At 73.7% G+C, this 25136-nt stretch carries 23 protein-coding genes and 2 tRNA genes; 9 read left to right on the top strand and 16 right to left on the bottom strand.

What is annotated here, in order from left to right; all coding sequences use genetic code 11:
- Window positions 1-3 precede the first annotated feature (3 nt).
- The 3 genes from E2B92_RS27840 to E2B92_RS27830 all read left to right on the top strand — a co-directional run bounded on the left by E2B92_RS27840 (window position 4) and on the right by E2B92_RS27830 (window position 3923).
- Window positions 4-2463 (top strand): MFS transporter, encoded by a 2460-nt coding sequence (locus E2B92_RS27840; protein WP_126885141.1) that lies wholly within the window; start codon window positions 4-6, stop codon window positions 2461-2463.
- Window positions 2464-2582: 119 nt separating this feature from the next.
- Window positions 2583-3395 carry a YceI family protein gene (locus tag E2B92_RS27835; protein ID WP_126885142.1) on the top strand — a complete coding sequence of 271 codons (813 nt, stop codon included), beginning with the start codon at window positions 2583-2585 and terminating at the stop codon, window positions 3393-3395.
- A 51-nt stretch (window positions 3396-3446) separates the two neighbouring features.
- Window positions 3447-3923, top strand: coding sequence for a hypothetical protein (locus E2B92_RS27830; protein WP_126885143.1), 477 nt, complete (start codon window positions 3447-3449; stop codon window positions 3921-3923).
- 137 nt (window positions 3924-4060) lie between these two features.
- Here the strand turns inward: E2B92_RS27830 and E2B92_RS27825 are convergent, their stop codons facing one another.
- The 6 genes from E2B92_RS27825 to E2B92_RS27800 all read right to left on the bottom strand — a co-directional run bounded on the left by E2B92_RS27825 (window position 4061) and on the right by E2B92_RS27800 (window position 8636).
- On the bottom strand, window positions 4061-4828 hold the full coding sequence (locus E2B92_RS27825) for a TetR/AcrR family transcriptional regulator (protein WP_126885144.1): 768 nt from the start codon (window positions 4826-4828) through the stop codon (window positions 4061-4063).
- A gap of 29 nt (window positions 4829-4857) precedes the next feature.
- Window positions 4858-6357, bottom strand: a complete 1500-nt coding sequence (locus E2B92_RS27820) for an MFS transporter (protein ID WP_126885145.1) — start codon at window positions 6355-6357, stop codon at window positions 4858-4860.
- 92 nt (window positions 6358-6449) lie between these two features.
- Window positions 6450-7187, bottom strand: a complete 738-nt coding sequence (locus E2B92_RS27815) for a response regulator transcription factor (RefSeq protein ID WP_126885146.1) — start codon at window positions 7185-7187, stop codon at window positions 6450-6452.
- Between the two features lie 138 nt (window positions 7188-7325).
- Window positions 7326-8186 carry a DUF2797 domain-containing protein gene (locus E2B92_RS27810; RefSeq protein ID WP_160159795.1) on the bottom strand — a complete coding sequence of 287 codons (861 nt, stop codon included), beginning with the start codon at window positions 8184-8186 and terminating at the stop codon, window positions 7326-7328.
- Between the two features lie 103 nt (window positions 8187-8289).
- A tRNA-Arg gene (locus E2B92_RS27805) sits at window positions 8290-8362 on the bottom strand.
- A gap of 183 nt (window positions 8363-8545) precedes the next feature.
- Window positions 8546-8636: transfer RNA gene (locus E2B92_RS27800), tRNA-Ser, on the bottom strand.
- Between the two features lie 225 nt (window positions 8637-8861).
- Here E2B92_RS27800 and E2B92_RS27795 point away from each other — a divergent pair.
- Window positions 8862-9305, top strand: coding sequence for an SSI family serine proteinase inhibitor (locus E2B92_RS27795; RefSeq protein ID WP_126889451.1), 444 nt, complete (start codon window positions 8862-8864; stop codon window positions 9303-9305).
- A gap of 87 nt (window positions 9306-9392) precedes the next feature.
- Window positions 9393-13106: a PAS domain-containing protein gene (locus tag E2B92_RS27790; protein WP_133087735.1), complete on the top strand. Its 3714-nt coding sequence runs from the start codon at window positions 9393-9395 to the stop codon at window positions 13104-13106.
- 42 nt (window positions 13107-13148) lie between these two features.
- Here E2B92_RS27790 and E2B92_RS27785 read toward each other — a convergent pair whose 3' ends face one another.
- The 6 genes from E2B92_RS27785 to E2B92_RS27760 all read right to left on the bottom strand — a co-directional run bounded on the left by E2B92_RS27785 (window position 13149) and on the right by E2B92_RS27760 (window position 18879).
- Window positions 13149-14798 (bottom strand): long-chain fatty acid--CoA ligase, encoded by a 1650-nt coding sequence (locus E2B92_RS27785; protein ID WP_126889038.1) that lies wholly within the window; start codon window positions 14796-14798, stop codon window positions 13149-13151.
- Between the two features lie 141 nt (window positions 14799-14939).
- Complete coding sequence (locus tag E2B92_RS27780; protein WP_126889039.1) at window positions 14940-15485, bottom strand: SigE family RNA polymerase sigma factor; 546 nt, start codon at window positions 15483-15485, stop codon at window positions 14940-14942.
- Window positions 15486-15723: 238 nt separating this feature from the next.
- The gene (locus E2B92_RS27775; protein WP_126889040.1) at window positions 15724-16899 is read right to left on the bottom strand and encodes a lipid-transfer protein; all 1176 of its coding nucleotides are present in this window, start codon (window positions 16897-16899) and stop codon (window positions 15724-15726) included.
- On the bottom strand, window positions 16896-17360 hold the full coding sequence (locus tag E2B92_RS27770) for a MaoC family dehydratase (protein ID WP_126889041.1): 465 nt from the start codon (window positions 17358-17360) through the stop codon (window positions 16896-16898). The genes E2B92_RS27775 and E2B92_RS27770 overlap by 4 nt, the downstream gene beginning before the upstream one ends.
- Entirely contained in the window at window positions 17357-18247 is an 891-nt protein-coding gene (locus E2B92_RS27765; protein ID WP_235024019.1) for a bifunctional MaoC family dehydratase N-terminal/OB-fold nucleic acid binding domain-containing protein, read from the bottom strand. The genes E2B92_RS27770 and E2B92_RS27765 overlap by 4 nt, the downstream gene beginning before the upstream one ends.
- A 329-nt stretch (window positions 18248-18576) precedes the next feature.
- Window positions 18577-18879, bottom strand: a complete 303-nt coding sequence (locus tag E2B92_RS27760) for a hypothetical protein (RefSeq protein ID WP_126889042.1) — start codon at window positions 18877-18879, stop codon at window positions 18577-18579.
- A gap of 320 nt (window positions 18880-19199) precedes the next feature.
- Between E2B92_RS27760 and E2B92_RS27755 the strand changes: the two genes are divergently transcribed.
- Window positions 19200-20072, top strand: a complete 873-nt coding sequence (locus tag E2B92_RS27755) for a bifunctional DNA primase/polymerase (protein ID WP_133087734.1) — start codon at window positions 19200-19202, stop codon at window positions 20070-20072.
- Here the strand turns inward: E2B92_RS27755 and E2B92_RS27750 are convergent.
- Both E2B92_RS27750 and E2B92_RS33090 read right to left on the bottom strand, forming a co-directional pair.
- Window positions 20032-20664 carry a LysE family transporter gene (locus E2B92_RS27750; protein ID WP_126884226.1) on the bottom strand — a complete coding sequence of 211 codons (633 nt, stop codon included), beginning with the start codon at window positions 20662-20664 and terminating at the stop codon, window positions 20032-20034. The two genes, E2B92_RS27755 and E2B92_RS27750, sit on opposite strands and share 41 nt — an antisense overlap.
- A 172-nt stretch (window positions 20665-20836) precedes the next feature.
- A complete protein-coding gene (locus tag E2B92_RS33090; protein WP_185923534.1) occupies window positions 20837-20998 on the bottom strand; it encodes a hypothetical protein in 162 nt (53 codons plus the stop codon).
- 88 nt (window positions 20999-21086) lie between these two features.
- Between E2B92_RS33090 and E2B92_RS27745 the strand changes: the two genes are divergently transcribed.
- On the top strand, window positions 21087-21587 hold the full coding sequence (locus tag E2B92_RS27745) for a hypothetical protein (protein ID WP_126884227.1): 501 nt from the start codon (window positions 21087-21089) through the stop codon (window positions 21585-21587).
- A complete protein-coding gene (locus E2B92_RS27740; RefSeq protein ID WP_126884228.1) occupies window positions 21584-21889 on the top strand; it encodes a transcriptional regulator in 306 nt (101 codons plus the stop codon). The genes E2B92_RS27745 and E2B92_RS27740 overlap by 4 nt, the downstream gene beginning before the upstream one ends.
- 112 nt (window positions 21890-22001) lie before the next feature.
- Here the strand turns inward: E2B92_RS27740 and E2B92_RS27735 are convergent, their stop codons facing one another.
- Window positions 22002-22928, bottom strand: a complete 927-nt coding sequence (locus tag E2B92_RS27735; protein ID WP_126884229.1) for a LysR family transcriptional regulator — start codon at window positions 22926-22928, stop codon at window positions 22002-22004.
- A 70-nt stretch (window positions 22929-22998) separates the two neighbouring features.
- On the opposite strand from E2B92_RS27735, the gene E2B92_RS27730 reads away from it, so the two are divergent.
- Window positions 22999-23922, top strand: coding sequence for a dihydrodipicolinate synthase family protein (locus E2B92_RS27730; protein WP_126884230.1), 924 nt, complete (start codon window positions 22999-23001; stop codon window positions 23920-23922).
- A 320-nt stretch (window positions 23923-24242) separates the two neighbouring features.
- On the opposite strand, the gene E2B92_RS27725 is transcribed toward E2B92_RS27730, so the two are convergent.
- Complete coding sequence (locus E2B92_RS27725) at window positions 24243-24812, bottom strand: DUF4145 domain-containing protein (RefSeq protein ID WP_126884231.1); 570 nt, start codon at window positions 24810-24812, stop codon at window positions 24243-24245.
- Window positions 24813-25136 lie beyond the last annotated feature (324 nt).

Here is a 25136-nt window from a genome sequence, read left to right as displayed (position 1 = left end):
TTCATGGCTACGACCACACCGGCCGGTGTGCGGGGCGGCCACGCCAGGACCCATGACGATGGCGCGCCGATGACGCACCGGCAGATCATGGAGGCGCTCTCCGGGCTCCTGCTCGGAATGTTCGTCGCCATCCTGTCCTCGACGATCGTCTCCAACGCCCTGCCCGAGATCATTTCCGACCTCGGCGGCGGCCAGAGCGCCTACACCTGGGTCGTGACCGCCTCGCTCCTCGCGATGACGGCGACCACCCCGCTGTGGGGCAAACTCGCGGACCTCTTCTCCAAGAAGCTGCTGGTCCAGATATCCCTGGTCATCTACGTCCTGGGCTCGGTCGTCGCCGGCCTCTCCCAGAACGCCGGCATGCTCATCGCCTGCCGTGTCGTCCAGGGCATCGGCGTCGGCGGCCTGTCCGCCCTCGCGCAGATCGTGATGGCCGCGATGATCTCCCCGCGCGAGCGCGGCCGCTACAGCGGCTACCTCGGCGCCACCTTCGCCGTCGCCACCGTCGGCGGCCCGCTGCTCGGCGGCGTGATCACCGACACCGACTGGCTGGGCTGGCGCTGGTGCTTCTACGTCGGCGTGCCCTTCGCGGTCATCGCGCTGATCGTGCTCCAGAAGACCCTGAAGCTGCCGGTGGTCAAGCGCCGGGTGAAGGTCGACTGGTCGGGCGCGTTCCTCATCAGCGCCGCGGTCTCGCTGCTGCTGGTGTGGGTCACCTTCGCCGGTGACAAGTACGACTGGCTGTCGTGGCAGACGTACGCCATGGTCGGCGGATCGGTGGTGCTCGGCGCGCTGTTTCTGCTCGTGGAGTCCAGGGCGAGCGACCCGATCATCCCGCTGCGGCTGTTCCGCAACCGCACCATCACCCTCGCTTCGGTCGCCTCGCTCTTCGTCGGCGTCGCGATGTTCGCGGGCACGGTCTTCTTCAGCCAGTACTTCCAGTTGGCGCGCGACAAGTCGCCGACGATGTCCGGCGTCATGACCATCCCGATGATCGGTGGCCTGTTCCTGTCCTCCACGGTCAGCGGCCAGGTGATCACCAAGACGGGCCGCTGGAAGGCGTGGCTGGTCAGCGGGGGTGTGCTGGTGACGGCGGGTCTCGGCCTGCTGGGCACGATGCGGTACGACACGGAGTACTGGCACATCGCCGTCTTCATGGCCGTCCTGGGTCTGGGCCTCGGCATGATGATGCAGAACCTGGTGCTGTGCACCCAGAACCAGGTCGCCCCCTCGGACCTCGGTGCCGCGTCGTCGGTCGTCACCTTCTTCCGGTCCCTGGGCGGTGCCATCGGCGTCTCGGCACTGGGCGCGGTCATGGCCAACCGGGTCACGCACTACGTCCAGGACGGCCTCGCCGACCTCGGTCCGCGGGGCGCGGCGATGGGCCACGGCGGTACGGCCGGCGGGGGCATCCCCGACCTGGACGCGCTGCCGGCCCCGATCCGTACGGTCATGGAGACGGCGTACGGGCACGGAGTGGCGGACGTCTTCCTCTACTCCGCCCCCTTCGCGCTGATCGCCTTCCTCGTGACGCTGTTCATCAAGGAGGTCGCGTTGAAGAGCAACGCGAAGCCGGAGCCCGCGTCCGAGGCGGCGCCGGAGCCGGCCCCCGCCCACGAGGCCCCCGCCCCGGAAGCCCCCGCCACGGCGGCACCCGCGGCGGCGGACGGCACGCCCGTGCGGGGCGCACCCGGGCACGGCACTCCCGTGCGCGGCACGGTCCGGACCGCCGAGGGCACCCCGGTGGCCCGCGCGGCCGTCACGCTGATCTCCCTCACCGGGCGGCAGCTCGGGCGTGCGGTCGCCCAGGCCGACGGCGGCTACGCGCTGGACGCGCCGGGCCCGGGCTCGTACGTCCTGATCGCCTCGGCCGACGGCTTCCAGCCGCAGGCGTCCACCGTGGTGGCCGGTGCGGAACCGCTGGCGTACGACATCCTCCTGTCCGGTACGAGCGGACTGGTCGGCTCCGTCCGGGCGGCCGAGGGCGGCGAGCCCGTCGAGGGCGCGATGGTGATCGTCACGGATGTGCGCGGCGATGTGCTCGCCACCGGCACGTCCACCCAGGACGGCACCTTCGCCTTCGCCGAGCTGGTGCCGGGCCCCGTGACCGTCGCGGTCAACGCCGACGGCCACCGGCCGCTCGCCCTGCCGGTCGAGATCGGCGGCCAGGGCGTGACCCGGGTGGAGGCGCTGCTCCACGCCGGGGCGCGCCTCCGGGGCACGGTACGCGCCGGGGCGGACGGCCGTCCGCTGGTGGACGCGCGCGTCACGCTCGTCGACGCGGCCGGGAACGTCGTCGGCACGGCGACCACCGGCGAGGACGGCGCGTACGCGTTCGCCGACCTCGACGCGGGCGACTACACCGTCATCGCGACCGGTTACCCGCCGGTGGCCGGTGCCCTGACCGTGGCCGGACGCGGGGTCGACGGCCACGACATCGAGCTCGCCCACCCGGGCGCGTAGGCGGGATCAGGAACCCCCGGCCGCACGTCGAGCGGAGGCGCGGCCGGGCAGCGGGGCGGCAGGCAGGGGACGGCCTGCCGCCCCGCCTTCTTCTTCCAGGACGAGGAGACACACGGGACATGGGACTTCGCGCACAGGTACGCACCCGCGACGGCTGGGCCGTCCAGCACGCGGTGGTGACGGTGACCGACATGACCGGCGCGCAGGTGCTGCGGGTGGAGGCCGACGCCGAGGGGGCGGTCGTGTCGGACGCCCCGCTCGCGCCCGGTCCGTACACGGTGATCGTCACGGCCGTGGGGTACGCCCCGGCGGCGTCCACCGCGCTGGTGACGGCGAGCGGCCGGGCCGAGGCGGGCACGGTCGTCCTGGCCCGGGCGGGCGGCGTCGAGCTGCCGCCGCCGGGCACGTGGACGCTGGACCCGGCGCACTCGTCGGTGGGCGCGGTCGCGCAGCACCTGGGCATCTCCAGCGTGCACGGGCGGTTCACCGACTTCGGTGGCCGGATCGAGATCGCCCCCGACCTCGCCGCCTCCCGTGTGGACGCGGTGATCTCGGCCGCGTCCATCGACACCGGCAACGGGCTGCGCGACAAGCACCTGGTCTCACCCGACTTCCTGGACGCCGAGGCGTACCCGGAGATCACCTACCGCGGCCACGGTCTCACCCCGGCGGGCCCCGACCGGTGGACCGTGCACGGCTCCCTGTCGCTCCACGGCGTCGTCCGTGACGTCGACCTCGACCTCACGTACCTGGGCACCGGCCCGGACCCCTGGGGCGGGGTGCGCGCGGCCTTCCGGGCGACGGCGCAGCTTCGCCGGGAGGACTTCGCCATGAACTACAACCAGGTGCTCCAGGCCGGCGTCTCGGCGATCGGCACGACGCTCCGGGTCGAGCTCGACATCCAGGCGGTCCAGGGCGAAGCCCTGCCCTAGAGCGCCCCGCGGGTCTGGCCCGGCACAGGAGGGGCTCCGTACGCTGCGGCCATGGAATGGACTGCGCTGATCAGCACGGCGTTGGGGGCGGTGATCGGTGTGGGGAGCACCCTGCTCGCGGACCGCTTACGGTGGAAACGCGACACCGGCGAGCGGGAGAGGGAGACGCTCCACGCCACGTACGCGCAGTTCCTGGAGGCGCTGACACTGGCCCGGGACCTGATAAGCCATGCGAGCCGGGACCTCACCGCCGCGGAGGAGAACCGGCGGTCCGTGACGACGGCACTGCTCGACCACGGAGTTCACGTCAAGCAGTACCAGCTCGAACTCCTGGCGCCGCCGCAGGTCGTGGCGAAGGCCAGGGACGCGGCCGACAAGCTGGCCGCGTACCGGGACGTGGTGGCGGAGGGCGGCAGGCGGGACGATCCCGCGTGCACCAAGGCGCGGCGCGCGTTCCGCTCGTCCCGTCAGGAGCTGATGGAGGCGATGCGCGCCGCCGTGGCGCACAGGACCGGTCCCGGCCGTTGACCCCGCTCGCGGCGCTCGGGCCGGCTCGCCCCCCTCGGCCGTCCCGGCGCCGCCCTGACCCTCGACCGCCCCCGGCCGGCCCGGGACTCAGTCGTCCCGGCGCGGCCCGCCCCGGTCCTCCGGGCCGACCCCGCCCCTCAGTCGCTCCCGTCGGGCCGGGACTCCGCGGCGCGGTCCACCATCGCCTCGATGCCCGCGATCTGGATCTCCAGTGCGAACCGGAAGTCCCGGTCGCGCATCTCGGCGACGGTGTCCCCGCCGCGCGCCTCCATCATCCGCTCGGCGTGCTCGAACGTCCGGGCGTACCCGGGCTGCTCGCGGATCGACCCCATGGCGTGCGCGAAGTACTCGTCCTGGGACATCCCGGCCTCCGCGCACCGCTGCCGGAAGTGGCCCTCGATGGTGCCGAAGCCGTAGACGAACTGGAAGACGGAGGCCATGGCCCCGGTCTGGAGGTGCAGGGGCAGCCCGGTGTCGGCCACCACCTGCTGGGCCCTGCGCGCGAAGTCCAGGGAGTGGGGGCCGATGTTGAGGAAGTGGCCGAGCAGGCTGGACATCCAGGGGTGGGCGACGAAGAGCCCCCGGTACGAGGTGGCCAGCGCCCGCAGCCGCTCGCGCCAGTCCGTCCCCGGCCCGGGATCGGGGGCCAGTTCGCCCACCACCCGGTCGAGCGCCAGCTCCAGGAGGTCGTCCTTGGTGTCGACGTACCAGTAGACCGACATCGCGGTCACGTCCAGCTCCGCCGCGAGCTTGCGCATCGAGAACTTGGCGAGGCCCTCGGCGTCGAGCAGCCGCACCGCCGCCTCGGTGATCCTCTCGCGGTCGAGCCCGGACGGCTGGTCGGCCTTCCGGGCTCGGGGCGACTTGCCCTCCAGCCACACGCTCGTCCGTCGCGCCGACTCCATGGGACTTCCTCCTCGCTGCCGGCCCGATGCTATGCCTGCCGCCGTTCCGCGCGCCGCAGGAGCAGTGCGGCCAGCAGGCCGCCCGCCAGGACCGCCGCCGCGCCGACGAGCTGGCTGGTCTCCAGGCCGGTCGCGAACGCGTCCGCGATCCGGGCCTTCTCCGCCGGCCCGTCGGCCGCCGCCAGCGCGGCGGGCAGGGACGCGGCCGACACGGAGACGAGCGCGGCGAACCGGGAGTTGAGCACGGCACCGAGGACGGCGACGCCCAGCCCGTTGCCGAACTCGGCGAGGGTGCCGTTGATGCCGGCGCCCACGCCCGCCTTCTCCGGCGGGATCGCGCTCATGATGGCGTTGGCCATGGCGGGCATGGACAGGGCCACACCCGCGCCCATGACGACGAGCCCGAGGAGCATGCCGCCGTAGCCGTGCGCCCCGCCGAGGACGGCGATCGCGGCGAGACCGGCGGCGACCAGGGCCATGCCGATGGCGATCGTCCACGGCGTACCGAGCCTGGGCAGCAGCCGCGCGCCGACGCCCGCGAGGTTGAGCACGACGACGGTGAGGGCGAGGGGCGCCGTCCGCAGACCGGCGTCGAGCGGCCCGTACCCGAGCACGAACTGGAGGTGCTGGGTGAGCAGGAACAGCGATCCGGTCATGCCGAAGGCGACGAGGATGGTGCCCGCGACGGCGCCGACGAACCGCTGGTCGCGGAAGAAGTGCATGTCCAGCATGGGGTACGGGGTGCGCAGCTCCCACAGCGCGAAGGCGGCCAGCACGACCGCGCCCAGGGCGGCCGGGACGAGCACCTGGCCGGAGGTCCAGCCGTGGTCGGGGCCGGAGATGATCGCGTACACGACCGCCGTCATGCCGATGGTCGACAGCACGGCGCCGACGAGGTCGGGCCGGTCACCCTGCTTGTGCTTGGACTCCGGTACGAGGGCGGCGACGGCGACGAGACCGATGACCGCGACGGGGATGTTGATCAGGAAGATCGCGCCCCACCAGAAGTGGTCGAGCACGAACCCGCCGAGCAGCGGCCCGGCCGCGAAGCCGAGCGAACTCACCGTGGACCACAGGGCGATGGCCTTGACCCGCTCGGTGTCGTCGAAGACCTGGACGACCACCGCGAGGGTCGTGGTCATCAGCAGCGCGCCGCCGACGCCCATGCCGGCGCGGGCGGCGATCAATTGGGCGGAGGACTGGGCGAGTCCGGCGGCCAGCGACCCGATGCCGAACAGCGCGAGGCCGGTGAGCAGCATCTTCCGGCGGCCGTAGCGGTCGGCGGCGTTGCCGGCGGTGAGGAGCAGGCCCGACTGGACCAGCGAGTACGCGTTGATCATCCACTGGATGTCGGCGGTGGAGGCGTCGAGTTCCTTGGTGAGCGAGGGGATCGCGACGCTGAGGACGGTGTTGTCGAGCAGCACGGTGAGCTGGGCGAGGCAGATCACGCCGAGGATCAGCCAGCGCTGCGGGTGGCCTCCGCCGGTCACGGCGGGAGGCGTGGGGGTCCCGGCGGTGGTCGCCGTCATGGGGGAGGGCTCCTTGTACGGTGTAAGGGAAGCTGTCCCGTACACCGTACAAGGCGAGCCATACGCTGTATAACGCTTTTCCGGCCGTCCTCTCACCCCACCGGCTTGATCAGGTACCCCGCGCCCCTCCGGGTGTGGATCATCGGCGGACGCCCCGCGTCGATCTTCTTGCGCAGGTACGAGATGTAGAGCTCGACCACGTTCGCCCGGCCCCCGAAGTCGTACGACCACACCCGGTCCAGGATCTGCGCCTTGCTGAGCACCCGCCGCGGATTGCGCATCAGGAACCGCAGCAGCTCGAACTCGGTGGCGGTCAGATGAATCCCCCGCCCGCCCCGCCACACCTCGTGGCTGTCCTCGTCCAGCACCAGGTCCCCCACGACCAGCACCGACTCGGCCCGCCCGGACGCGGCGCCGGACCGCCGGACCAGCCCCCGCAGCCGCGCCACCACGTCCTCCAGCCCGAACGGCTTGGTGACGTATTCGTCCCCGCCCGCCGTCAGCCCCGCGATCCGGTCCTCCACCGGGTCCTTCGCCGTCAGGAACAGCGCCGGCACACCGGGCAGCTCCCGCCGCAGCCCGCCCAGCACCGCCGGCCCGTCCATGTCCGGCAGCGCCACGTCCAGCACGACGGCGTCCGGCCGGAACTCCCGCGCCAGCCGCACCGCCCCGGCACCGTCCCCACAACTGCGCACCTCGCACCCGTCGTACCGCAGGGCCGTGCACAACAGCTCGGCGAGGGCGTCCTCGTCGTCCACGACGAGCACCCGGACGGCACTGCCGTCGGGCCTGAGCATTCCGGTACGCCCCTGGGGCGAGGTGACGGTCATGTCCCGACGCTCCCGCACCCGCCTGAGAGGCCCCTTGCCGCTTCCTGTGAATTCCCTGAGAAACGGCCCCGGGTACGCGGCACCTCCGGCGGCACCACCAGCGGCGCGTCCTCCGGCGGCACCTCCCCGCGCGGCCTCCTAGAACAGCCCGCCCTGCACGCCCCGGGGCACGGGGGCGACGGGAACGGTCAGCGGCTCGCCCTCGTGGCGGACCAGGCCCCATCCGGTGATCAGCCGCGTGTCCAGCACGATCCGGCGCCCGTCCGGTACGACCAGGTGGAGATCCGGCCCGGCCGCGGCGGCGACCGTACCCACCAGGGCCCCGCCGTCCACCAGTTCCCGCACCACCCCGTCCAGCCCGTCGACCCCGCCCAGCCCGAAGAGCCCGGCATGGTCGACGACCCGCGGCGGCACCCGCTCCAGCGTCTCCGCCCAGACCGGCACCCCGGCGGCCCGCCGGTACAGCGCCATCACCTCCGCCGCCCGCTCCTGTTCACCCGGGAGGCCCACCCGGGCGACGCGCTTGGCCGCGTACGGAATCCGGTCGGGCACCCCCAGCGCCCCGCCGAGCACCTCCTCGGTCCGCCGCGCCGCCATCAACGGCCCGCGCCCCAGCCAGGTGTACGCCACGGCCCCCTGCTCCCGCAGCCGCGCGTCGCCGCGCTCCTCCGCCGTGATGCCGACCTTCACCATCCCGGCGCCGAACCAGGCCAGGTACACCCGGAAGACCCGCGCGTCGTCCGGGACCCCGTCCGCCGCCACCGAGTGGAGCCGGTCCAGTTGGGCGCACTCCGCGCACCGCCCCCCGGTCCCGCGCCCGCCCACGACCGCGCCCACCGGACACGGATTGCCCCGCGCCCCGGTGCACCGCCGCTCCCCCACCACGCGGAAACCGATCTCGCGCCCGTACGCCACGGCGCCGCTCCGCCCGCCCTCCCACACCAGCACGGGCCCGTCCCCGCCCGCCGGCCACCGCAGCCCCCTGCACCGCCACACCATGCCGCCCACGGTACGGCGAACGGCCCAACGCCCACGGGACGCGGACATCCGGGAGCGGACATACGCGAAAGGCCCCGGATCTCTCCGGGGCCTTTCGCTGCTGTGCACTCGGCAGGATTCGAACCTGCAACCTTCTGATCCGTAGTCAGATGCTCTATCCGTTAAGCTACGAGTGCTTGTGCTTCCCGGGCTTTTCTGCCCGGTCGGCGTTGCGGGAACAACATTACATGACCTGCGCCGTGACGCGAAATCCATTAGCCGAACCCCCTCTGACCTGGGCAAATGCCCGTCGCCATGATCAGAGACCCCCGAGAACGACCGAAGCCCCGGCCGTGGGGCCGGGGCTTCGGGTGGTGCGGCGGAGGCGGAGGGATTTGAACCCTCGATGGGCTTTAAGACCCAAACCGCATTAGCAGTGCGGCGCCATAGACCGGACTAGGCGACGCCTCCAGTGCGCGCACTCGCGCGGGCGCGAGTGGTGCGTGCAGATGATGACACAGTCCAAGGGGGTGTCACCAATCGATCCCCACGGTACTAGGCGGGCGGGGCCGAGGGCAAAGCGTTTCCCGTGCGGGCCGCGCGGCCCGCTTGCGCAACGCGCGGGGGGCTGGAGCGTTAGTGGGGTGAGGGATGCCGGGCATCCCGACGGTCCGATCCGTACCCCCTGGAGTTCGTATGCTGCGCCGTCTCGTCCTCACCTCCGCCGCGTCCCTCGCCGCCCTGGGCGCCGCCGCGCCCGCCGCCGTCGCCGGCGGGCCCCTGCCGATCCCCCTGCTGGCCGGGACCGACTCGCTGACCGTCACGGTGAAGAACTCGGGCAACCCGATGGCGGACGGCACGTTCGAGCTGAAGTGCGGTCTGCGGACCGCCGAGGGCAACCACCCCAAGGTGCAGGGAGCGTGCGACCGGCTCGAGGAGCTGGCGGGCGAGGGCAGGGACCCCTTCGCACCCGTCGCCCGTGGCCAGATGTGCACCCAGCAGCACGGCGGGGCCGCCACCGCGCACATCACGGGGACCTGGCGGGGCCAGGACGTCGACGCCCACTTCAAGCGGACCGACGGCTGCGAGATCGCCAGGTGGGACACCCTGAAGCCGGTGCTGCCGATGGCCAGGTCGTAGAGGAACCCGCACACAACCGCCGTCGGGCCCACATCACCTGCCTTTAGACTCCCTCCAGTGACAGGCCGAGTGGGAGGAAGCGTCGTCGTGAGCAGCAGGCCATCCCGAGGCGCTGCTCGCCTCGCAGCCATACTCGACGCGCTGCCGGACGGGCTCGTACTCGTCAACTGCAACGGCACGGTCGTCAACGCCAACACCATCGCCCTCGAGATGTTCGAGGCGCCCGGTACGGCGCTGGTCGGGCGCGGGCTGCTCGATCTGCTGCCCGCCTTCGACTCCCGGCTGATCCCCGGCTCCATGCGCCGGCCCGAGGCGGCCGACGAGCGCGGCCGGACCAAGCCGGCCCGGATGATCGCCCGGCGCACGGACGGCAGCGAGTTCCCGGTCGAGGTCACCAGCGCGAGCCTGGAGGACGGACGCGAGGCGTACGACTCGTACGGCAGCGCCTATACGGGTGACGAGCTGCTGATGCTCGTGGTGCGCGACCTGTCCGGGACGATCGACACCGAGGCCGAGCTGGCCCGTTCCCAGCGGCAGACCGAGATGATCCTGCGCGCCGCCTCCGAGGGCGTCGTGGGCACCGACACCGACGGGCGGATCGTGCTCGTCAACCCGGCCGCCGCGCAGATACTGGGCTGGCGGGCGAGCGACCTGGGCGGCAAGGAGCTGCACGGGCTGATGCTGCACTCCCGGGCGGACGGCGAGCCGTTCCCGTTCGAGGAGTCGCCGCTGGCCGACACGCTGCGGTCGGGGCGCAAGCACCGGGTGCGCGGACAGGTGGTGTGGGCCAAGGACGGCTCCGCCGTGCCGGTCGACCTGACGACCGCGCCGGTGCGCGACGGCGACCAGCTCGTCGGCGCGGTGATGACGTTCACCGACCGGCGCCCCTACGAGGAGCAGGAGACCCGGCACACCGCCGAGGTGACCGGGCTGACCGAGCGGCACACGGCCGAGGTCGCGGAGCTCACCGAACGGCACGCCACCGAGATGGCCGACCTCAGCGAGCGGCTCTCGGTGGAGATCGAGCAGCGCGAGGAGCGGTACGCGGCGCTGGCGGCCCGCCACGCCCAGCTCACCGCCGTGCTGGGCGACTCGCTGCGCGGCCCGCTGGAGGAACTCCGCCGCGAGCTGGGCACGCTGGCCGCCGACCCGGCCGGTCAGCTCTGGCCCGAGGCCAACCAGGTGCTCCACCACCTGGCCGCCGGGTACGCCCGGATGACGACGCTCGTCGACAACGTGCTGGGCTACCAGCGGCTGGACGTCGGCGAGGAGTCGCTGCACAAGACGAAGGTGCTGCTCGACGCGGTCGTCGCGGCCGGTGTCGAGGGCGCGGTGGAGCTCATCGGCCCGGGGCGGGTGCAGTTCGCGGTGCACGCCCCGCCGATAGAGGCCGAGGTCGACGGCGTACGGATCTCGACGGCGCTCGCCCACCTGATCGCGGACGTCGCCGGGGTGGACTCCACCGGCAAGACCCGGCCGGTGCCGGGCGGCGGGTACGTGGACTCGACGATCGTCGTCGCGGCCGCGCAGCGCGGTGATGTCGTGCGGATCGAGGTGCGCGGGCCGTACGCCGGCGGCGACCCGGTGCACGAGCCGATCGTGCGCGGGATCGTCCGGGCGCACGCCGGTGTGCTCCAGACGCACGAGGTGCCGGGGATGCCGGGCAGCGCGTACGTGCTGGAGGTGCCGCTGGGCGAGGGCGCCGGGACCGTGAAGCCGGACGCCGGGGCGGTGGACGGTGCGGCTGCCGTCGCGGTCGTTCCCGCGCAGGCGTCGGGTGACACCTCCGGTGGCGGGACGTCCGGCGGCGGACGGCGGCGGGCGCGGCGCGCGTCGACGGACGCCTTCCTGGAGAGCCCCGTGCGGGCCGAGGACCCGGTGGCCGCCAAGCCGACCGGGCGGCGGCGCGGGCGGCCGAGTCCGGCGGAGGCGGGTGCTGTCGTGGCGCCCGCCGGGGTGCCTGCCGTCGCGCCCGCCGGAGTGCCTGCCGAAGGGGCGGTCGTGACGGCCGCCGAGAGCGCGCAGGGGCGGGCCGCACTCGGGGAGACGGTGCCGCCGCAGGGCGTGCCCGCGGACGCGGTGCCGGTTCCGGCCGCCGGGCGGCGGGCGCGGCGGAACGGTGAGGGCGCCATGCCGGCGCTCCCGGCCGCCTCGGTCCCGGTGCCCCCGGAAGCCGCCGCGGCGCCCGCTGCGGCGCCTGTTCCCGCGCCCGTTCCCGCACAGGCTCCCCTCGCGGCTCCGGCGGCGGATTCTGGGCCGGCCACCGGTTCGGTGGCGGTTCCGGCGCAGGGGCCGGCCACTGGTGCGGCGTCCGTGCCGGCTGCCGGGGGCGTTCAGGCGCCGGCGGGTGAGCCGGGTGGGCGGCGGGCGCGCCGGGCGCTGGGCGCGGCGCAGGACCGCACGGCACCGGCACCCGCGCCCGAGAGCGGTGCGCGTACCGCGTTCGCGCTCCCGCCCGCGGAGGCGGACCGGCGCCCCGACGAGCGCCCCGACGAGGGCCGCCACGACGCGGTGCCCACCGAACCGGGCGCCGACCACACGCCGCCGCAGCCGCACCCGGTCCCGCCGGCACCGGCTCCCGCGCAGGGTCCCGCCCCGGTGCCCGCGCCCACGGGGCGCCGGCGGGCCGTCCAGGAGACGACCACCGGCACCGGCTCCGTACCGTTGCCGCCCGAGGTGCCGGCCGACCCCGGGGCCTCCAACGGCCAGGGGCGCTCGTTCAGCGTGCGCACCCTCGGCCAGGGCGTGCCGTTCGCGCAGCAGCTCGCCCAGCAGCCCTCGGGCTCCGGGCGGCGCCGCAAGCTGGCCACGCCCCCGGCGGAGGGCGAGCGGCCCTCCGTACCCGAGCAGACCGCCCGGCCCCACCCGCGGCCCCAGCCCCAGCCCGCGGCCCCCGCTCCGGCGGCCCCCACGCCGCCGCCGGCGCCGCACCGGCTGTCCGCTCCCGCCGAGGGGCGGGCGTACGAGATAGGGGCACCGGACGAGGACGCGGCCGAGGGCCCCGAGCCGCTGGACGGTCCCGGCGGTGCCGTGGAGGTGGCGAACGAGCCGCCGCCGCTGCCCGTCGACGACGAACTGCCCCCGGAGCCGCTGGACAACCCGCGCCGGCTGCTGGTGTGGCCCGCGCCGGACGTGTCCACGCAGGCGGCGCTGAGCGAGCGCGGCTACCGGCCCGTGATCGTGCACTCCCGCGAGGAGGTGGACGCCCAGATCGCCGCCTTCCCGGCGGCGCTGTTCGTCGACCCGCTGACCGGGCCGATCACCCGCACCGCGCTCCAGTCGCTGCGTCAGGCGGCGGTGGCGGCGGAGGTGCCTGTGCTGCTGGCGGCGGGCCTGGGGCAGGCGACGCGGGAGGCGGCGTACGGCGCCGATCCCGCCGTCCTGCTCAAGGCCCTGGCGCCCCGGGACAGCGAGCAGCACCCGTCGCGGGTCCTGCTGATCGAGGAGCAGGAGGAGATCGCGCTGGCGCTGACCGCGACGCTGGAGCGGCGCGGGATGCAGGTGGCGCGGGCGGCCACGGACAGCGAGGCGGTCACGCTGGCCGCGCAGACGCGGCCGAACCTGGTGGTGATGGACCTGATGCAGGTGCGCCGCCGCCGGGCCGGGATCATCGACTGGCTGCGGGCGAACGGGCAGCTCAACCGTACGCCGCTCGTCGTCTACACCTCGGCGAGCCTCCAGGAGGCGGAGCTGCCGAAGCTGTCGTCGGGCGAGACGGTGCTGTTCCTGGCCGAGCGGTCGACGAGCGCCGAGGTGCAGTCGCGGATCGTGGACCTGCTGGCGAAGATCGGCACGAACTGACGGAGGGGCGCCCCCGCGCGGGGGCGCCCCTTTTCGCGGCCGTCAGAGCCGCGTGACGTCCAGCTCTCCGTTCGCGTACTGCTTGCGGATCACCTTCTTGTCGAACTTGCCCACGCTGGTCTTCGGGACCGCCGGGACGATCGCCCAGCGCTCGGGGAGCTGCCACTTGGCGATGGACTCGCCGAGGAAGGCGCGCAGCGTCTCGTAGTCCGCCGTGGCGCCCTCCTTGAGGACCACCGTGGCCAGCGGCCGTTCGCCCCACTTGTCGTCCGGGACGGCGACGACCGCCGCCTCCGCCACCTCCGGGTGGGCCATCAGGGCGTTCTCGAGCTCGACCGAGGAGATCCACTCGCCGCCCGACTTGATGACGTCCTTCGCCCGGTCGGTGAGGGTGAGGTACCCGTCCGGGCTGATCACTCCGACGTCACCGGTCTTCAGCCACCCGTCCGGCGTGAACTTGTCCTCCGGGCGCAGCGGTTCACCGGCCGCGCCGCCGTAGTAGGCGCCGGCGATCCAGGGGCCGCGGACCTCCAGTTCGCCCGCCGACTCGCCGTCCCAGGGCAGGATGTCGCCGCCGGGTCCGGCGAGCCGGGCCTCGACGCCGGCGGGGAAGCGGCCCTGGGTGACGCGGTAGGGCCACTCCTCCTCCGCCGTGAGCCCGGCGGGCGGGTTGGACATGGTGCCGAGCGGGGACGTCTCGGTCATGCCCCAGGCGTGGCAGAGGCGGACGCCGAGCTTGTCGTACGCCTCCATGAGGGCCGGCGGGCAGGCGGCGCCGCCGATGGTGACGCTGGCCATGGAGGAGAGGTCCCGGGGGTTGGCGGTGACCTCCGCGAGGAGGCCCTGCCAGATGGTGGGGACGGCCGCCGCGTGCGTCGGCTTCTCACGCTCGATCATGTCGGCGAGCGGGGCGGGCTGGAGGAAGCGGTCCGGCATCAGCATGTTGACGCCGGTCATGAAGGTGGCGTGGGGCAGGCCCCAGGCGTTCACGTGGAACTGGGGGACGACCACCAGGGTGGTGTCCTTGTCCGTCAGGCCCATCGACTGGGCCATGTTGACCTGCATGGAGTGCAGGTAGATGGACCGGTGGGAGTAGACGACGCCCTTGGGGTCGCCGGTGGTGCCGGAGGTGTAGCACATGGCGGCGGCGGAGCGTTCGTCCAGCTCGGGCCAGTCGTAGCTGGTCGGCCGGCCGGCGATGAGCTCCTCGTACTCGTGGACGGCGGGCGCGGCGCCGTCGAGGAGCGCGCGGTCGCCGGGCCCGGAGACCACGACGTGCTCGATGGTCGGCAGGTGCGGCAGGAGCGGGGCGAGCAGCGGGAGCAGGCTGCCGTTGACCAGGACGACCCGGTCGGCGGCGTGGTTGACGATCCAGACGAGCTGCTCGGGCGGCAGGCGGAGGTTGAGGGTGTGGAGCACGGCGCCCATGGAGGGGATCGCCAGGTACGCCTCGACGTGCTCGGCGTTGTTCCACATCAGCGTGGCGACGCGCTCGTCGCCGGTGACCCCGAGCTCGTCGCGCAGGGCGTTCGCCAGTTGGGTCGCGCGTGCGCCGGCCTCGGCGAAGCTCCGGCGGTGCGGGGCGTCGGCGTCGCCGGTCCAGGTGGTGATCCGTGAGGTCCCGTGGATCGTCATCCCGTGGCGGAGGATGCGGGTCACAGTCAGTGGTACGTCCTGCATGGTGCTCAGCACGGCGTCCTCCCGTGGGCGCGCGGGTGTACCCGGGGAGCTTCCGGACCGGACCCCCGGGCATAGAGGTGTGCAGATTCTGCGCACATACCACGCGGTATGTCACTACCCAGGAGTAGACGGGCTGAGTCGAGCCGGGGCCGATCAGCGTACGGGGGACAGCTCCGGGTCCTCGCGGAGCTTGCCCAGCGCCCGGGAGACGGCGCTCTTGACCGTGCCGACGGAGACCCCGAGGACCTCCGCCGTCTGCGCCTCGCTGAGGTCCTCGTAGTACCGGAGCACCACCATGGCCCGCTGGCGGTCGGGGAGTCTCATCACCGCGCGCCACATCGCGTCGCGCAGCACCTGCTGCTCCGCCGGGTCGGGCTCGGGCAGGCCGGCGGGCTCGGGCAGCTCGTCGCACGCGAACTCGTCGACCCTGCGCTTGCGCCACTGCGAGGTGCGGGTGTTCAGCAGGGCGCGGCGGACGTAGCCGTCGAGGGCGCGGTGGTCCTCGATGCGCCCCCAGGCGACGTACGTCTTGGCGAGGGCCGTCTGGAGCAGGTCCTCCGCGTCACACGGGTTGGCGGTCAGCGACCGCGCGGTGCGCAACAGCACGGGTCCCCGCGCCCGTACGTACGACGAGAACGACGGGTATCCGGTGGCGGCGGTGGACGCCCCGGTGCAGACGGGGCCGGCGGTCGCGGTCATGGCTCCACGCTATGAGCGGGGCCGCCGCCGGGGATCGCCCACAGGTGCCGAACCCGGGTCCGCCTCAGGTTGTAGGGCCGCGCCCCGCCGCACCTCCCAGAGGTGGAGGCGCCGCACGCCCGCCTCAGGGTCCGCTTCCCGGGGCCCGCCCGTGCCACGGCCGGTGGCCCGCGGGCGTCGGGAGCGGTGCGGGCGGCGGGTGGATCGGGGGCAGGGGTACGGGCGGTCGGCGGGTGGGTCAGGGGCCGGTGCCCTCGGCGCCCAGGACGAGGCCCGAGGTGGGTACGCCGGTTCCGGCGGTGACCAGGACGGTCGCCGCGCCGGGCACCTGGTTCACCGAGGTGCCGCGCACCTGGCGGACCGCCTCGGCGATGCCGTTCATGCCGTGCAGGTACGCCTCGCCGAGCTGCCCGCCATGGGTATTGAGCGGCAGGGCATCGGCGGCCACGAAGTCGGCGGCCTCCCCCGGGGCGCAGAACCCGAACTCCTCGAGCTGCATCAGCACGAACGGCGTGAAGTGGTCGTAGAGGATGCCGACGTCGATGCCGTCCGGGCCCAGTCCGGAGGTCCGCCACAACTGGCGGGCGACGACGCCCGTCTCGGGCAGCCCGGTCAGGTCGTGGCGGTAGAAGCCGGTCATCGCCTCCTGCGCCCGCCCGGCCCCCTGCGCGGCGGCGACGATCACGGCCGGCGGGTGGGGCAGGTCGCGGGCGCGTTCGGCGGTGGTGACGACGAGTGCCTGGCCGCCGTCGGTCTCCTGGCAGCAGTCCAGGAGCCGCAGGGGCTCGGCGATCCAGCGGGACGCGGCGTGGTCGGCGAGGGTGATGGGCCGGCCGTGGAAGTAGGCGGCCGGGTTGGTGGCCGCGTGGCGCCGGCCGGTGACGGCGACGTGCCCGAAGGCGACGGGGGTGAGGCCGTACGTGTGCAGGTACCGCTGGGCGGCCATGGCGACCCAGGACGCCGGGGTGAGCAGCCCGAACGGCAGCGGCCAGCCGAGCGCGGCGCCTTCGGCGGACGGCTCGCGGTGCTGGACGCCGGCGCCGAAGCGGCGCCCGGAGCGCTCGTTGAAGGCCCGGTAGCAGACGACGACCTCCGCGACGCCCGCGGCGACGGCGAGGGCGGCCTGCTGGACGGTGGCGCAGGCGGCGCCGCCGCCGTAGTGGACGCGGGAGAAGAACGACAGCTCGCCGATGCCCGCGGCCTGGGCGACGGTGATCTCGGGGCTGGTGTCCATCGTGAAGGTGACCAGGCCGTCGACGTCGGCGGGGGTGAGCCCGGCGTCGTCGAGGGCGGCCCGTACGGCTTCGACGGCGAGCGCCAGTTCGCTGCGGCCGGAGTCCTTGGAGAACGCGGTCGCGCCGATGCCGACGACGGCCGCCCGGCCGCCGAGCGTGTCGGCCCAGCGCCCGCTCACGACCCGGCCCCCGGGGCGACTCCGGTGTCGTTCACCGTGTCGGCTCCTGTGCCGGTCACGGTGTCGGCTCCCGTACCGGCCCCCGTGACGGTCACCGTCACCGTGCCGGTGACGTGGTCGCCGAGCCGGTTGGCGCCGGTGATCCGGACGGTGGCCGTGTCGCCGTCGACGGCGGTGACCGTGCCGGTGAGCGTCATCGTGTCGCCCGGGTGGTTGGGCGCGCCCAGCCGGATGGCGACCTTCCGCAGGCGGGCGCGGGGGCCGAAGTGGTCGGTGACGTACCGGCCGACGAGCCCGTTCGTCGTCAGGATGTTCATGAAGATGTCGGGGGAGCCCTTCTGCCGGGCGAGTTCCGCGTCGTGGTGGACGTCCTGGTAGTCGCGGGAGGCGATGGCGCCCGCGACGATGAGCGTCCGGGTGACCGGGACAATCAGCGGCGGCAGTTCGTCCCCGGGTTTCATCGGACCCCTCCCCCTCGGAAGACCGGCAGCTCCAGTTCCTCGTCGACCCGCAGGAACTCCAGTCGTACGGGCATGCCGATGCGCACCTGGTCGTACGGCACACCGGTGATGTTGCTGATCATGCGGACGCCCTCGGCCAGTTCGACGAGCGCGACGGCGTAGGGCGGGTCGAAGGCGGGGAACGGCGGGTGGTGCATGACGACGTACGAGTAGACGGTCCCCTCGCCGCTCGCCTCGACGGTGTCCCACGCCCCGGACCCGCAGGTGTTGCACCCCGGCAGCCAGGGGAAGCGGAGCGTCCCACAGCAGGTGCACCGCTGGATCAGCAGGTGGTGGGCGGCGACGCCGTCCCAGAATCCGGCGTTGTCGCGGTTGATCACGGGCCGGGGGCGCTTGTGGGCGGCGCGGGGTCTCGCGGGCGCGTACTTGAGGATGCGGAAGCGGTGGGTGCCCACGAGGTGTCCGCCGGCCCGGACGTCCGTCCGCGTGGTGACGAAGTAGCCGGTGCCCAGCCGGGTGGTCTTGCGCGCGGACACGGACTCGATCACCGCGTCGAAGGTGACGGTGTCCCCGGGGCGCAGGTCACGGACGTACTCCTGCTCGCAGTCGGTCGCGACCACCGAGGTGCAGCCGGCACCGTCGAGGAGGGCGAGCAGTTCGTCGTACGCGCCGGAGCGGCCGGTGGGCCCGGTGTGCCCGGACAGACCGCCCATGGTCCACACCTGGAGCATGGTGGGCGGGGCGACGGCGTCGGCCCCGGTGTACGCGGGGTGGGTGTCGCCCATGGCCTCGCACCAGTGCCGGATCATGGGCGCGTTGACGGGGTCCTTGCCGGCGCCGGCGGTGGCGGCGGGCCGGCCCTCGTACGGCTTCAGCCGCTGGTACAGCGGGTCGTGGCGCGGGGCGTGCGCCGGATCGTGCGCCGCGTCGGGGCGCGGGCCGTGCGCCGCGTCGTGGCGCGGGCCGTGCACCGGATCGTGCGCCGCGTCGTGGCGGGCGTCCCTCCGGGCGTCGCGGCCCGCCCCGTGCCCCGCCCCGTGCCCCGCCTCGTGCCGCTCGCTCGGGTCGTCGCGCTTGTCCGTCACGGTTTCTGACTGTCCGTCAGATCGAGGGCGGGTGTCAAGGCCGGGAACGGCACGGCGGCCCGTACGCCGGTACCGGAGTACCGCCGCACGGGCCGCCGTTCACCTCGTCCCCAACCCCCCGCGGGCCGGTCCTACCAGAGGTTGGTGAAGTTCACCGTGGGGGTGCTCTGGCCGACGGCCGTGAAGCCGGGGCCGTTCACGCTCGTGGTGTTGCTCTGGTTGGAGCCGCCGCCGTTGGCGACCTGTTGTCCGGTCGTGGAATTGCCCGCGTTCTGACCCCCGACCCCGCTGCCGCTGATCGAGGCGGCGGACGCGTTCGATCCGTCGCTCGCGAGGCCACCGGTGTCGGCCTGGGCCACCCCCGCGAAGAGCCCGAGGGCGAGGGGCAGCGCGGCAGCGGCGGCGATGACGCGAGCGGTACGGATGCTTGCCATGTAAATCCTCCAGGAACCCCGTGTGGAACTGCGGCTTGAACCCGGGCAGTTGGCCGGCCGCCCCGGGCGAGTTCTCGACGTCGCGGTTCAAGAGTTGCCCACCGATTCCCCGGCGAACCAGGCTGGAGCGCCCATTTCCCCCGCAAGCGTGAGGACATGTCGATAAACCTGTCCCACAGCCCCGAAACCGCAGCTCAGCGCCCGAGCACCCACCTCGGCGGGGCGCGCGTGCGCCCCACTCAAGAGAAGAACCGTTCCGGCACCTTTTCGGCCAACCTCACCCCCTTCCCAGAATCGAACGTACGTACGAACATGGAGGTATGGCCGCTTCAGACCGGCGCACCGCCACCCTGGCCCTGGCCCACGCCCTCTCCGCCGCCGAGCGCGGGCTGGCCGTCATCCCCCTGTCGCCGACCAAACTCCCCGCCCTGCCGTCGCCGCACCGCGGCGCCCCCGCACCGGTCCACTGCCGCGGCGAGTGCGGCCTGCCCGGGCACGGCGTGCACGACGCGACCACCGACCCCGCCGCCGTACGCGCGCTGTTCGCCCTCGCGCCCTGGGCGACCGGCTACGGCATCGCCTGCGGGCGCCCACCGCACCATCTGATCGGCGTCGACCTCGACACCGAGCCCGCCGTGCTGCGGCGCCTCGCCCTGGAGCGGGGGTTCACCGTCCCGGCCACGGTCACCGTGCTCACGCCGAGCGGCGGGCGCCACCTCTGGCTGACCGGCCCGCCCGGCGTCGTGGTCCCGAACTCCGCCGGGCGGCTCGCACCGGGCATCGACATCCGGGGCGCCGGCGGCTACCTGGTGGGACCCGGCTCGGTGACCGCCCGTGGCGCCTACCGCCTGGTCCCCGGCACGGCCACCCTGGCGCCGGCCCCGTGTCCGCCCGCCCTCCTCCGCCTCCTGGCGCCCCCGCCGCCCGCCCCGAGGCGCGCCGCGCCCGCCGGGACGCCGCGCGGGGAGGGCCTGGTCCGCTTCGTCCTCGCCGCCCACGAGGGCCGGCGCAACACCCGGCTGTTCTGGGCGGCGTGCCGGGCGTACGAGAACGGCATCGGCGACGACCTCGCGGACGCCCTCACCGACGCCGCCGTGCACACCGGCCTCACCCCCCAGGAGGCGCGCGCCACCATCGCGTCGGCCGCCCGCCTCACGGCGCCGCGAGGAGCAGGTGGCCGGCGAGCGCGGTGATCAGGGCGCTGGAGGCCAGCGCGGTGACCAGCCGGCCACGGCCGCCCGTGAGCACCCGGCCGAGCAGCGCGCCGCCGCAGGCCAGCAGCAACTGCCAGCTCGCGGACGCCAGGAAGGCGGCCAGGACGAACACGCCCTGCTCCAGCGCGCCCGGGTCCCGGGCGCCCTGTCCGGCGATCACCAGGGCCGCGAAGTAGATCACGGTCATGGGGTTCAGCACCGTGATGCCCAGGAGCGCAACGTACGCCCGCAGGGGACCGACCGGTGCCTCGTCCTCGCGGGTGGCCGTGCTCCGCCGCCGGTACCGCTGGACCGCCACCGCACCACTGCGCACCGCCAGCGCCACCAGCACCACGGCCGAGGCCCACCGCAGCGGCACCACGACCGGTGCGACGAGCGGCCCGAGGGCGGACCCGCCGACGGCGGCGACCAGGGCGTACAGCCCGTCGGCCGTCGCGACCCCCAGCGCGGCGCACGCACCCACCCGCAGGGAGGTCCGCGCGGTGAGCGCCACCAGGTACGCCCCGACGGCCCCGACCGGCACGGCGATCCCGTACCCGGCGAGCGTCCCCGCGACGAGCGCGGTGATCACGAGCGCGCGAAGGCCGGCTCCCGCCAGGACCCGTACCGCTGTCGCCCGTGCACCGCTCGTGCGGCGGCGGACGGCGACGGGAAACGGGTCGGAGAGGTCATGGCCCGATGCTCCCGCCGCCCGGCGCGCCCCGGCAACGCATTTACGCCGCCCTACGCCACGGCCGGCGCTCCTAGGCGCTGTCCAGCACGCTGCCGACGAAGTTGGCCACCCGGTGCCGCACCTTGTGCCAGCGGCTGCAGTACTCCCGCGGGAACCAGCGGCGGTTCTGGACGAGCGGCTTGTGACACGACTTGCAGAGCACGGTCCGGCCCTGACTGGCGAAATCCCCCATGCGGCGACTGTAGCGGGCGGCACCGACACTTGCCGCCTCGGAAAATGTCCACTTGCCAAGTCGGAAACTCAGCCCTACTGTTTCCGTCATGGAAACAAACGGGGAAACCATCCGCCCGACCGCCCAGCAGGCCCTTGCCGCCCTCGCCGAGACCGAGCAGGTCCGGGCCTCCACCACCGCCCTGTCCGCCACCCCGTGGCCCCTGTGGTTCACCGTGGCGCTCACCCTCTACACGGCCGCCATACCGCCGGTGTACGGCGGCACCCTGGCCGAGCCCGACTGGCTGCTGCCCCGCTCGACCTGGAGCGTCGTCCTGATCGTGATGACGGCGGCGCACGCGGCGCTCTTCGCGGCCGCGGCCTCCCAGTGGCGCAGGAAGACGGGCGTGGCCCTCCGTCTGGACGTCCTGCCCAAGCGGGTCACCATCCCCCTCGCGATCGGCCTGCCCGCCGTGCTGCTGGGCTCGGCCTTCGTCTTCCGCGCCACCGGGGAGCCTCTGTGGCTGTGCGCCGCCTCCGTCGTCGGCGCGGCGGTGTCGGTCGCCTTCCACCTCGTCTTCGTCCGCCTCCACCGGAAGGCGACCGCATGAGCGACTCGGCCGGCGACCCGATGGCGGGCTTCGACGCCACCATCCACGCCCCCAACCGCCTGCGGATCTGCGCCCTCCTCGACACCGCGGGGGAGGCCGAGTTCGCCACGGTCCAGGAACAGCTCGGGGTCTCCGCCTCCGTCCTGAGCAAGCACGTCACCGTGCTGGTGGAGGCGGGCCACGTGGAGCAGCGCAAGGCGGTACGCGACACCCGCCGGCGCGTCTGGCTCCGCCTCACCCGGGACGGCCGCGAGGCCTACCACGCCCACATCGCGGCGCTCCGCGCCATCGTCGGCGACTGACCGCCGGGCCCAGGCGGCGGACGCGCCCCGTCCGCCGGAGCGCCGGACGCCGGCAGCCGCCACCGGCGTCCACGGAGGTCGCCACCACCGGCCCGCCCGCCACCGCCACGCCTCACGCCCCTGACAACACGTCACCACTCCTCGCACCCACCGCGGTTCGCGCGGCCGCCACGAAGGCCGCGATGGCCGGATGCGTGCCGCCGCCCGCGCGGAAGGCGACCTTCGAGCGGCGGAAGAGCGGCAGCCGGGTCAGGACCACGCCGTCGGGGGCGTGGGCGGTGGCCATCTCCGGTACGAACCCGGCGCCCTGCCCGATGGCGGCCAGCGCCAGGACCGTACGGAAGTCGTTGACCTGGTGGCGGATGCGCGGCTGGAAGCCGGCCGCCTGACAGGCGCGTACGGCCATCGCGTGCCCGGTCGTGCCCTCCCGGGCCGTGATCCACGGGGACGTGGCCCACGGCCCGAGCAGGTCCGCGAGCGTGCCGCCCGGGGCGGCAGGACCGGCGGCGGCGCCCGTGGCCAGGTACACCGGCTCCTCCAGCAGCGGCACCTGGTCGACCGTGGTGTCCGGTGACGCGGGGACGAAGTCGTAGTCGTGCACGAGGGCCACGTCGAGTTCGCCGGCGCGCAGGCCGTCGGAGACCCGCGCCGAGTCGATCTCCCGCACCATCGGCTCCAGCGCGGGGTGGCGCAGGGCGAGTTCGGCCAGCGCGGCGGGCACGATCGCCGGGCCGCCGGAGGGGAACGTCCCGATCCGCAGCGGCCCACCGAGGCCCTCGCGCGCCCCGGCCAGCTCGGAGACCGCCCGTTCGAGGCGTTCGAGCACGGCGTCGGCGTGGGTGACGAGGGTGCGGCCCGCGGGGGTGAGCACCACCCGCCGGCCACTGCGTTCGAGCAGGGGCACGCCCGCCTCGCGCTCGAGCACGCTCAACTGCTGGGAGACGGCCGAGGCGGTGAAGCTCAGCGCCTCGGCGACGGCCGCGATGGTGCCGCGCCGGTCGAGCTCGCGCAGCAGGTGGAGGCGTCGGACATCGAGCATAAGAAGAGCTTACGCATCAGCGAAGAAACGTGAACTGGATCTACCGGGACGGCTCGGCCAGGCTGGGCGCATGGAGACCGAAACGAACCTCACCGGCCTGTTCGTCCCCTTGGTGACCCCCTTCACCGACGACCTGCGCCTCGCCCCGGACGCGCTCGCCCGCCTCGCCGACGAGGCACTGTCGGCCGGTGCTCGTGGGCTCGTCGCCCTGGGCACCACCGCGGAGGCGGCCACGCTGACCGCCGAGGAGAAGCGGGCCGTGGTCCGCGTCTGCGCGGCGGCCTGCCGGGCGCACGGGGCTCCACTGATCGTCGGCGTGGGCACCAACGACACCGCCGCCGCCGTCGCGACACTGCGGGAGCTCGCCGCGAGGGGTGACGTCACCGCGGCACTGGTTCCCGCGCCGCCCTACACCCGGCCCGGCGAGGCGGGGACGCTGGCGCACTTCACGGCGCTCGCCGAGCACGGGGGCCTGCCGCTGGTCGTCTACGACATCCCGTACCGCACCGCCCAGCCGCTCAGCCCCGGCACGCTGCACGCGCTCGGGCACCTGCCGGAGGTGATCGGGGTCAAGTACGCGACGGGCGCGATCGACGCGGCCACCATGGAACTGCTCGGCCGGCCGGCACCGGGGTTCGCGGTGCTCGGCGGCGACGACGCCGTCATCTCGCCGCTGCTCGCGGCGGGCGCCCGCGGCGGCATCCTGGCATCGGCCAACGTCCGCACCGCCGACTTCGGGGAGCTGATCTCCCTGTGGCACCGTGACGCCGCCGGACCGGCCCGCGAGCTGGGAGCCGAACTGGCCCAACTGTCGGCCGCGCTCTTCGCCGAGCCGAACCCGACCGTGATCAAGGGAGTGCTGCACGCCCAGGGCCGCATCCCCAGCCCGGCCGTCCGCCTGCCGCTGCTGGCCGCCTCCGCCGAAGCGGTCCGGCGCGCCACGGACCTGTCCACCGCCCGGACCGCCCGGATGCGCCAACCGGTCGCGTCCTGACACGATCCCGTGGCCCGCACGCGCGGCGGACGGTCCACACCGTGGAGGCCGACGCCCCTCACTGGTCAGGGGCACGCGAAAGGGGCGCCCCATGGGACGCCCCTTGTGGTCGGCGCAGGCGCTGACCTCGTGCGGTGGGTGTGGGATTTGAACCCACGGTGACTCGCGCCACGACGGTTTTCAAGAGAGTGCTGCGGGAAGCCTCTCGCACGCGCCTGACTTGCATACTCGACCCCACCACCAGCCGCCGTGGAGCCACGCGGTCCACGGCGGGTCCACTGCGACCGGCGCGGGCGCGATCGCACCGCCCCCCAGCAGTCCTACAGGTGAAGCTCCGAGATCCTGCTGAGCAAGAGGTTGGTCTGCTGCTCCATGAGGCCGGCGCGTTCTCGACTCAGCTCCTCAAACTGACCATGAGCCGCCGCATTCCGGAGTCCCCCAACTTGCTCAAGATCCTTCGCTTCCTGCTTGGTGATCAGCTCCTCCCGACGGAGAAGCTGCGAGTACGTGCTGAGCGAGGGGCGCTCGGGCAGTTCCAGCCCGCGGGCCTCAATCAGCGCCCGCAGTGCGCTCTCCAAGGCTGCACCGCACAGCACGATGGCCGCAACAGGATGGGTCTGCTTGTCACTCAGTAGCCGCCGTACCTGACCCATCATGTCCGTGCTGATCAGGCCGACCTCCGACCAAGCGCGAGCACCCACGATTTCGCTGACGCCCGCTTCCACCTGGCGAACCCAGGTGAGCAGGACATCACCAACGGCGCGAGCTCCCGACTCAGTGGACTGGTTATCTCCCTTGCTTTGGTACACCTCAGCAGCACGGGAGGTCCAGAAGCTGTCCTCACCGGCGTACTGGCGCAGAAACTCCATGCCCGCGAAGGCGTTCGCCATCAGGGCAGGAAGCTCCTGATGGTCCGATATCTGCCACCAGCCCCGACCATCCCCGTTCCGACCGGGCTTCCACACCAGACCTTCTTGCAACGTCTGGGCCAGTGAGCGAGCGTACGAGAGGACCTGCTCCTGATTGGGCATATCAACACTCCGACTGCAGCGATGGAACTCTCGATCATCGCTGCCGAAGGTTACGTGCGCATACGGTTTGAGAGTTGCAGGAGACTGTCGGTATGGCCAAGGAGTACCGAGTCGGGATCGTATGCACCGACAGGGGCCAGCACGCGCGAGTCCGTCTGACGATGGCCCGACGCGAAGCTGATG

The organism is Streptomyces sp. WAC05374 (assembly GCF_004353505.1).
Taxonomy (GTDB): Bacteria; Actinomycetota; Actinomycetes; order Streptomycetales; family Streptomycetaceae; genus Streptomyces.
Note: the sequence above shows the minus strand (reverse complement) of the source record. Positions and strands in the feature narration are given on the sequence as shown.

Coding starts and splice junctions, on each gene's coding strand:
- E2B92_RS27795 (WP_126889451.1), top strand. CDS start 8,862: ATGCTGCGCCGTCTCGTCCTCACCTCCGCCGCGTCCCTCGCCGCCCTG.
- E2B92_RS27730 (WP_126884230.1), top strand. CDS start 22,999: ATGGAGACCGAAACGAACCTCACCGGCCTGTTCGTCCCCTTGGTGACC.
- E2B92_RS27820 (WP_126885145.1), bottom strand. CDS start 6,357: ATGACGGCGACCACCGCCGGGACCCCCACGCCTCCCGCCGTGACCGGC.
- E2B92_RS27780 (WP_126889039.1), bottom strand. CDS start 15,485: ATGACCGCGACCGCCGGCCCCGTCTGCACCGGGGCGTCCACCGCCGCC.
- E2B92_RS27770 (WP_126889041.1), bottom strand. CDS start 17,360: ATGAAACCCGGGGACGAACTGCCGCCGCTGATTGTCCCGGTCACCCGG.
- E2B92_RS27725 (WP_126884231.1), bottom strand. CDS start 24,812: ATGGCGAACGCCTTCGCGGGCATGGAGTTTCTGCGCCAGTACGCCGGT.
- E2B92_RS27740 (WP_126884228.1), top strand. CDS start 21,584: ATGAGCGACTCGGCCGGCGACCCGATGGCGGGCTTCGACGCCACCATC.
- E2B92_RS33090 (WP_185923534.1), bottom strand. CDS start 20,998: ATGGGGGATTTCGCCAGTCAGGGCCGGACCGTGCTCTGCAAGTCGTGT.
- E2B92_RS27745 (WP_126884227.1), top strand. CDS start 21,087: ATGGAAACAAACGGGGAAACCATCCGCCCGACCGCCCAGCAGGCCCTT.
- E2B92_RS27830 (WP_126885143.1), top strand. CDS start 3,447: ATGGAATGGACTGCGCTGATCAGCACGGCGTTGGGGGCGGTGATCGGT.
- E2B92_RS27815 (WP_126885146.1), bottom strand. CDS start 7,187: ATGACCGTCACCTCGCCCCAGGGGCGTACCGGAATGCTCAGGCCCGAC.
- E2B92_RS27760 (WP_126889042.1), bottom strand. CDS start 18,879: ATGGCAAGCATCCGTACCGCTCGCGTCATCGCCGCCGCTGCCGCGCTG.
- E2B92_RS27840 (WP_126885141.1), top strand. CDS start 4: ATGGCTACGACCACACCGGCCGGTGTGCGGGGCGGCCACGCCAGGACC.
- E2B92_RS27735 (WP_126884229.1), bottom strand. CDS start 22,928: ATGCTCGATGTCCGACGCCTCCACCTGCTGCGCGAGCTCGACCGGCGC.
- E2B92_RS27755 (WP_133087734.1), top strand. CDS start 19,200: ATGGCCGCTTCAGACCGGCGCACCGCCACCCTGGCCCTGGCCCACGCC.
- E2B92_RS27810 (WP_160159795.1), bottom strand. CDS start 8,186: ATGGTGTGGCGGTGCAGGGGGCTGCGGTGGCCGGCGGGCGGGGACGGG.
- E2B92_RS27835 (WP_126885142.1), top strand. CDS start 2,583: ATGGGACTTCGCGCACAGGTACGCACCCGCGACGGCTGGGCCGTCCAG.
- E2B92_RS27825 (WP_126885144.1), bottom strand. CDS start 4,828: ATGGAGTCGGCGCGACGGACGAGCGTGTGGCTGGAGGGCAAGTCGCCC.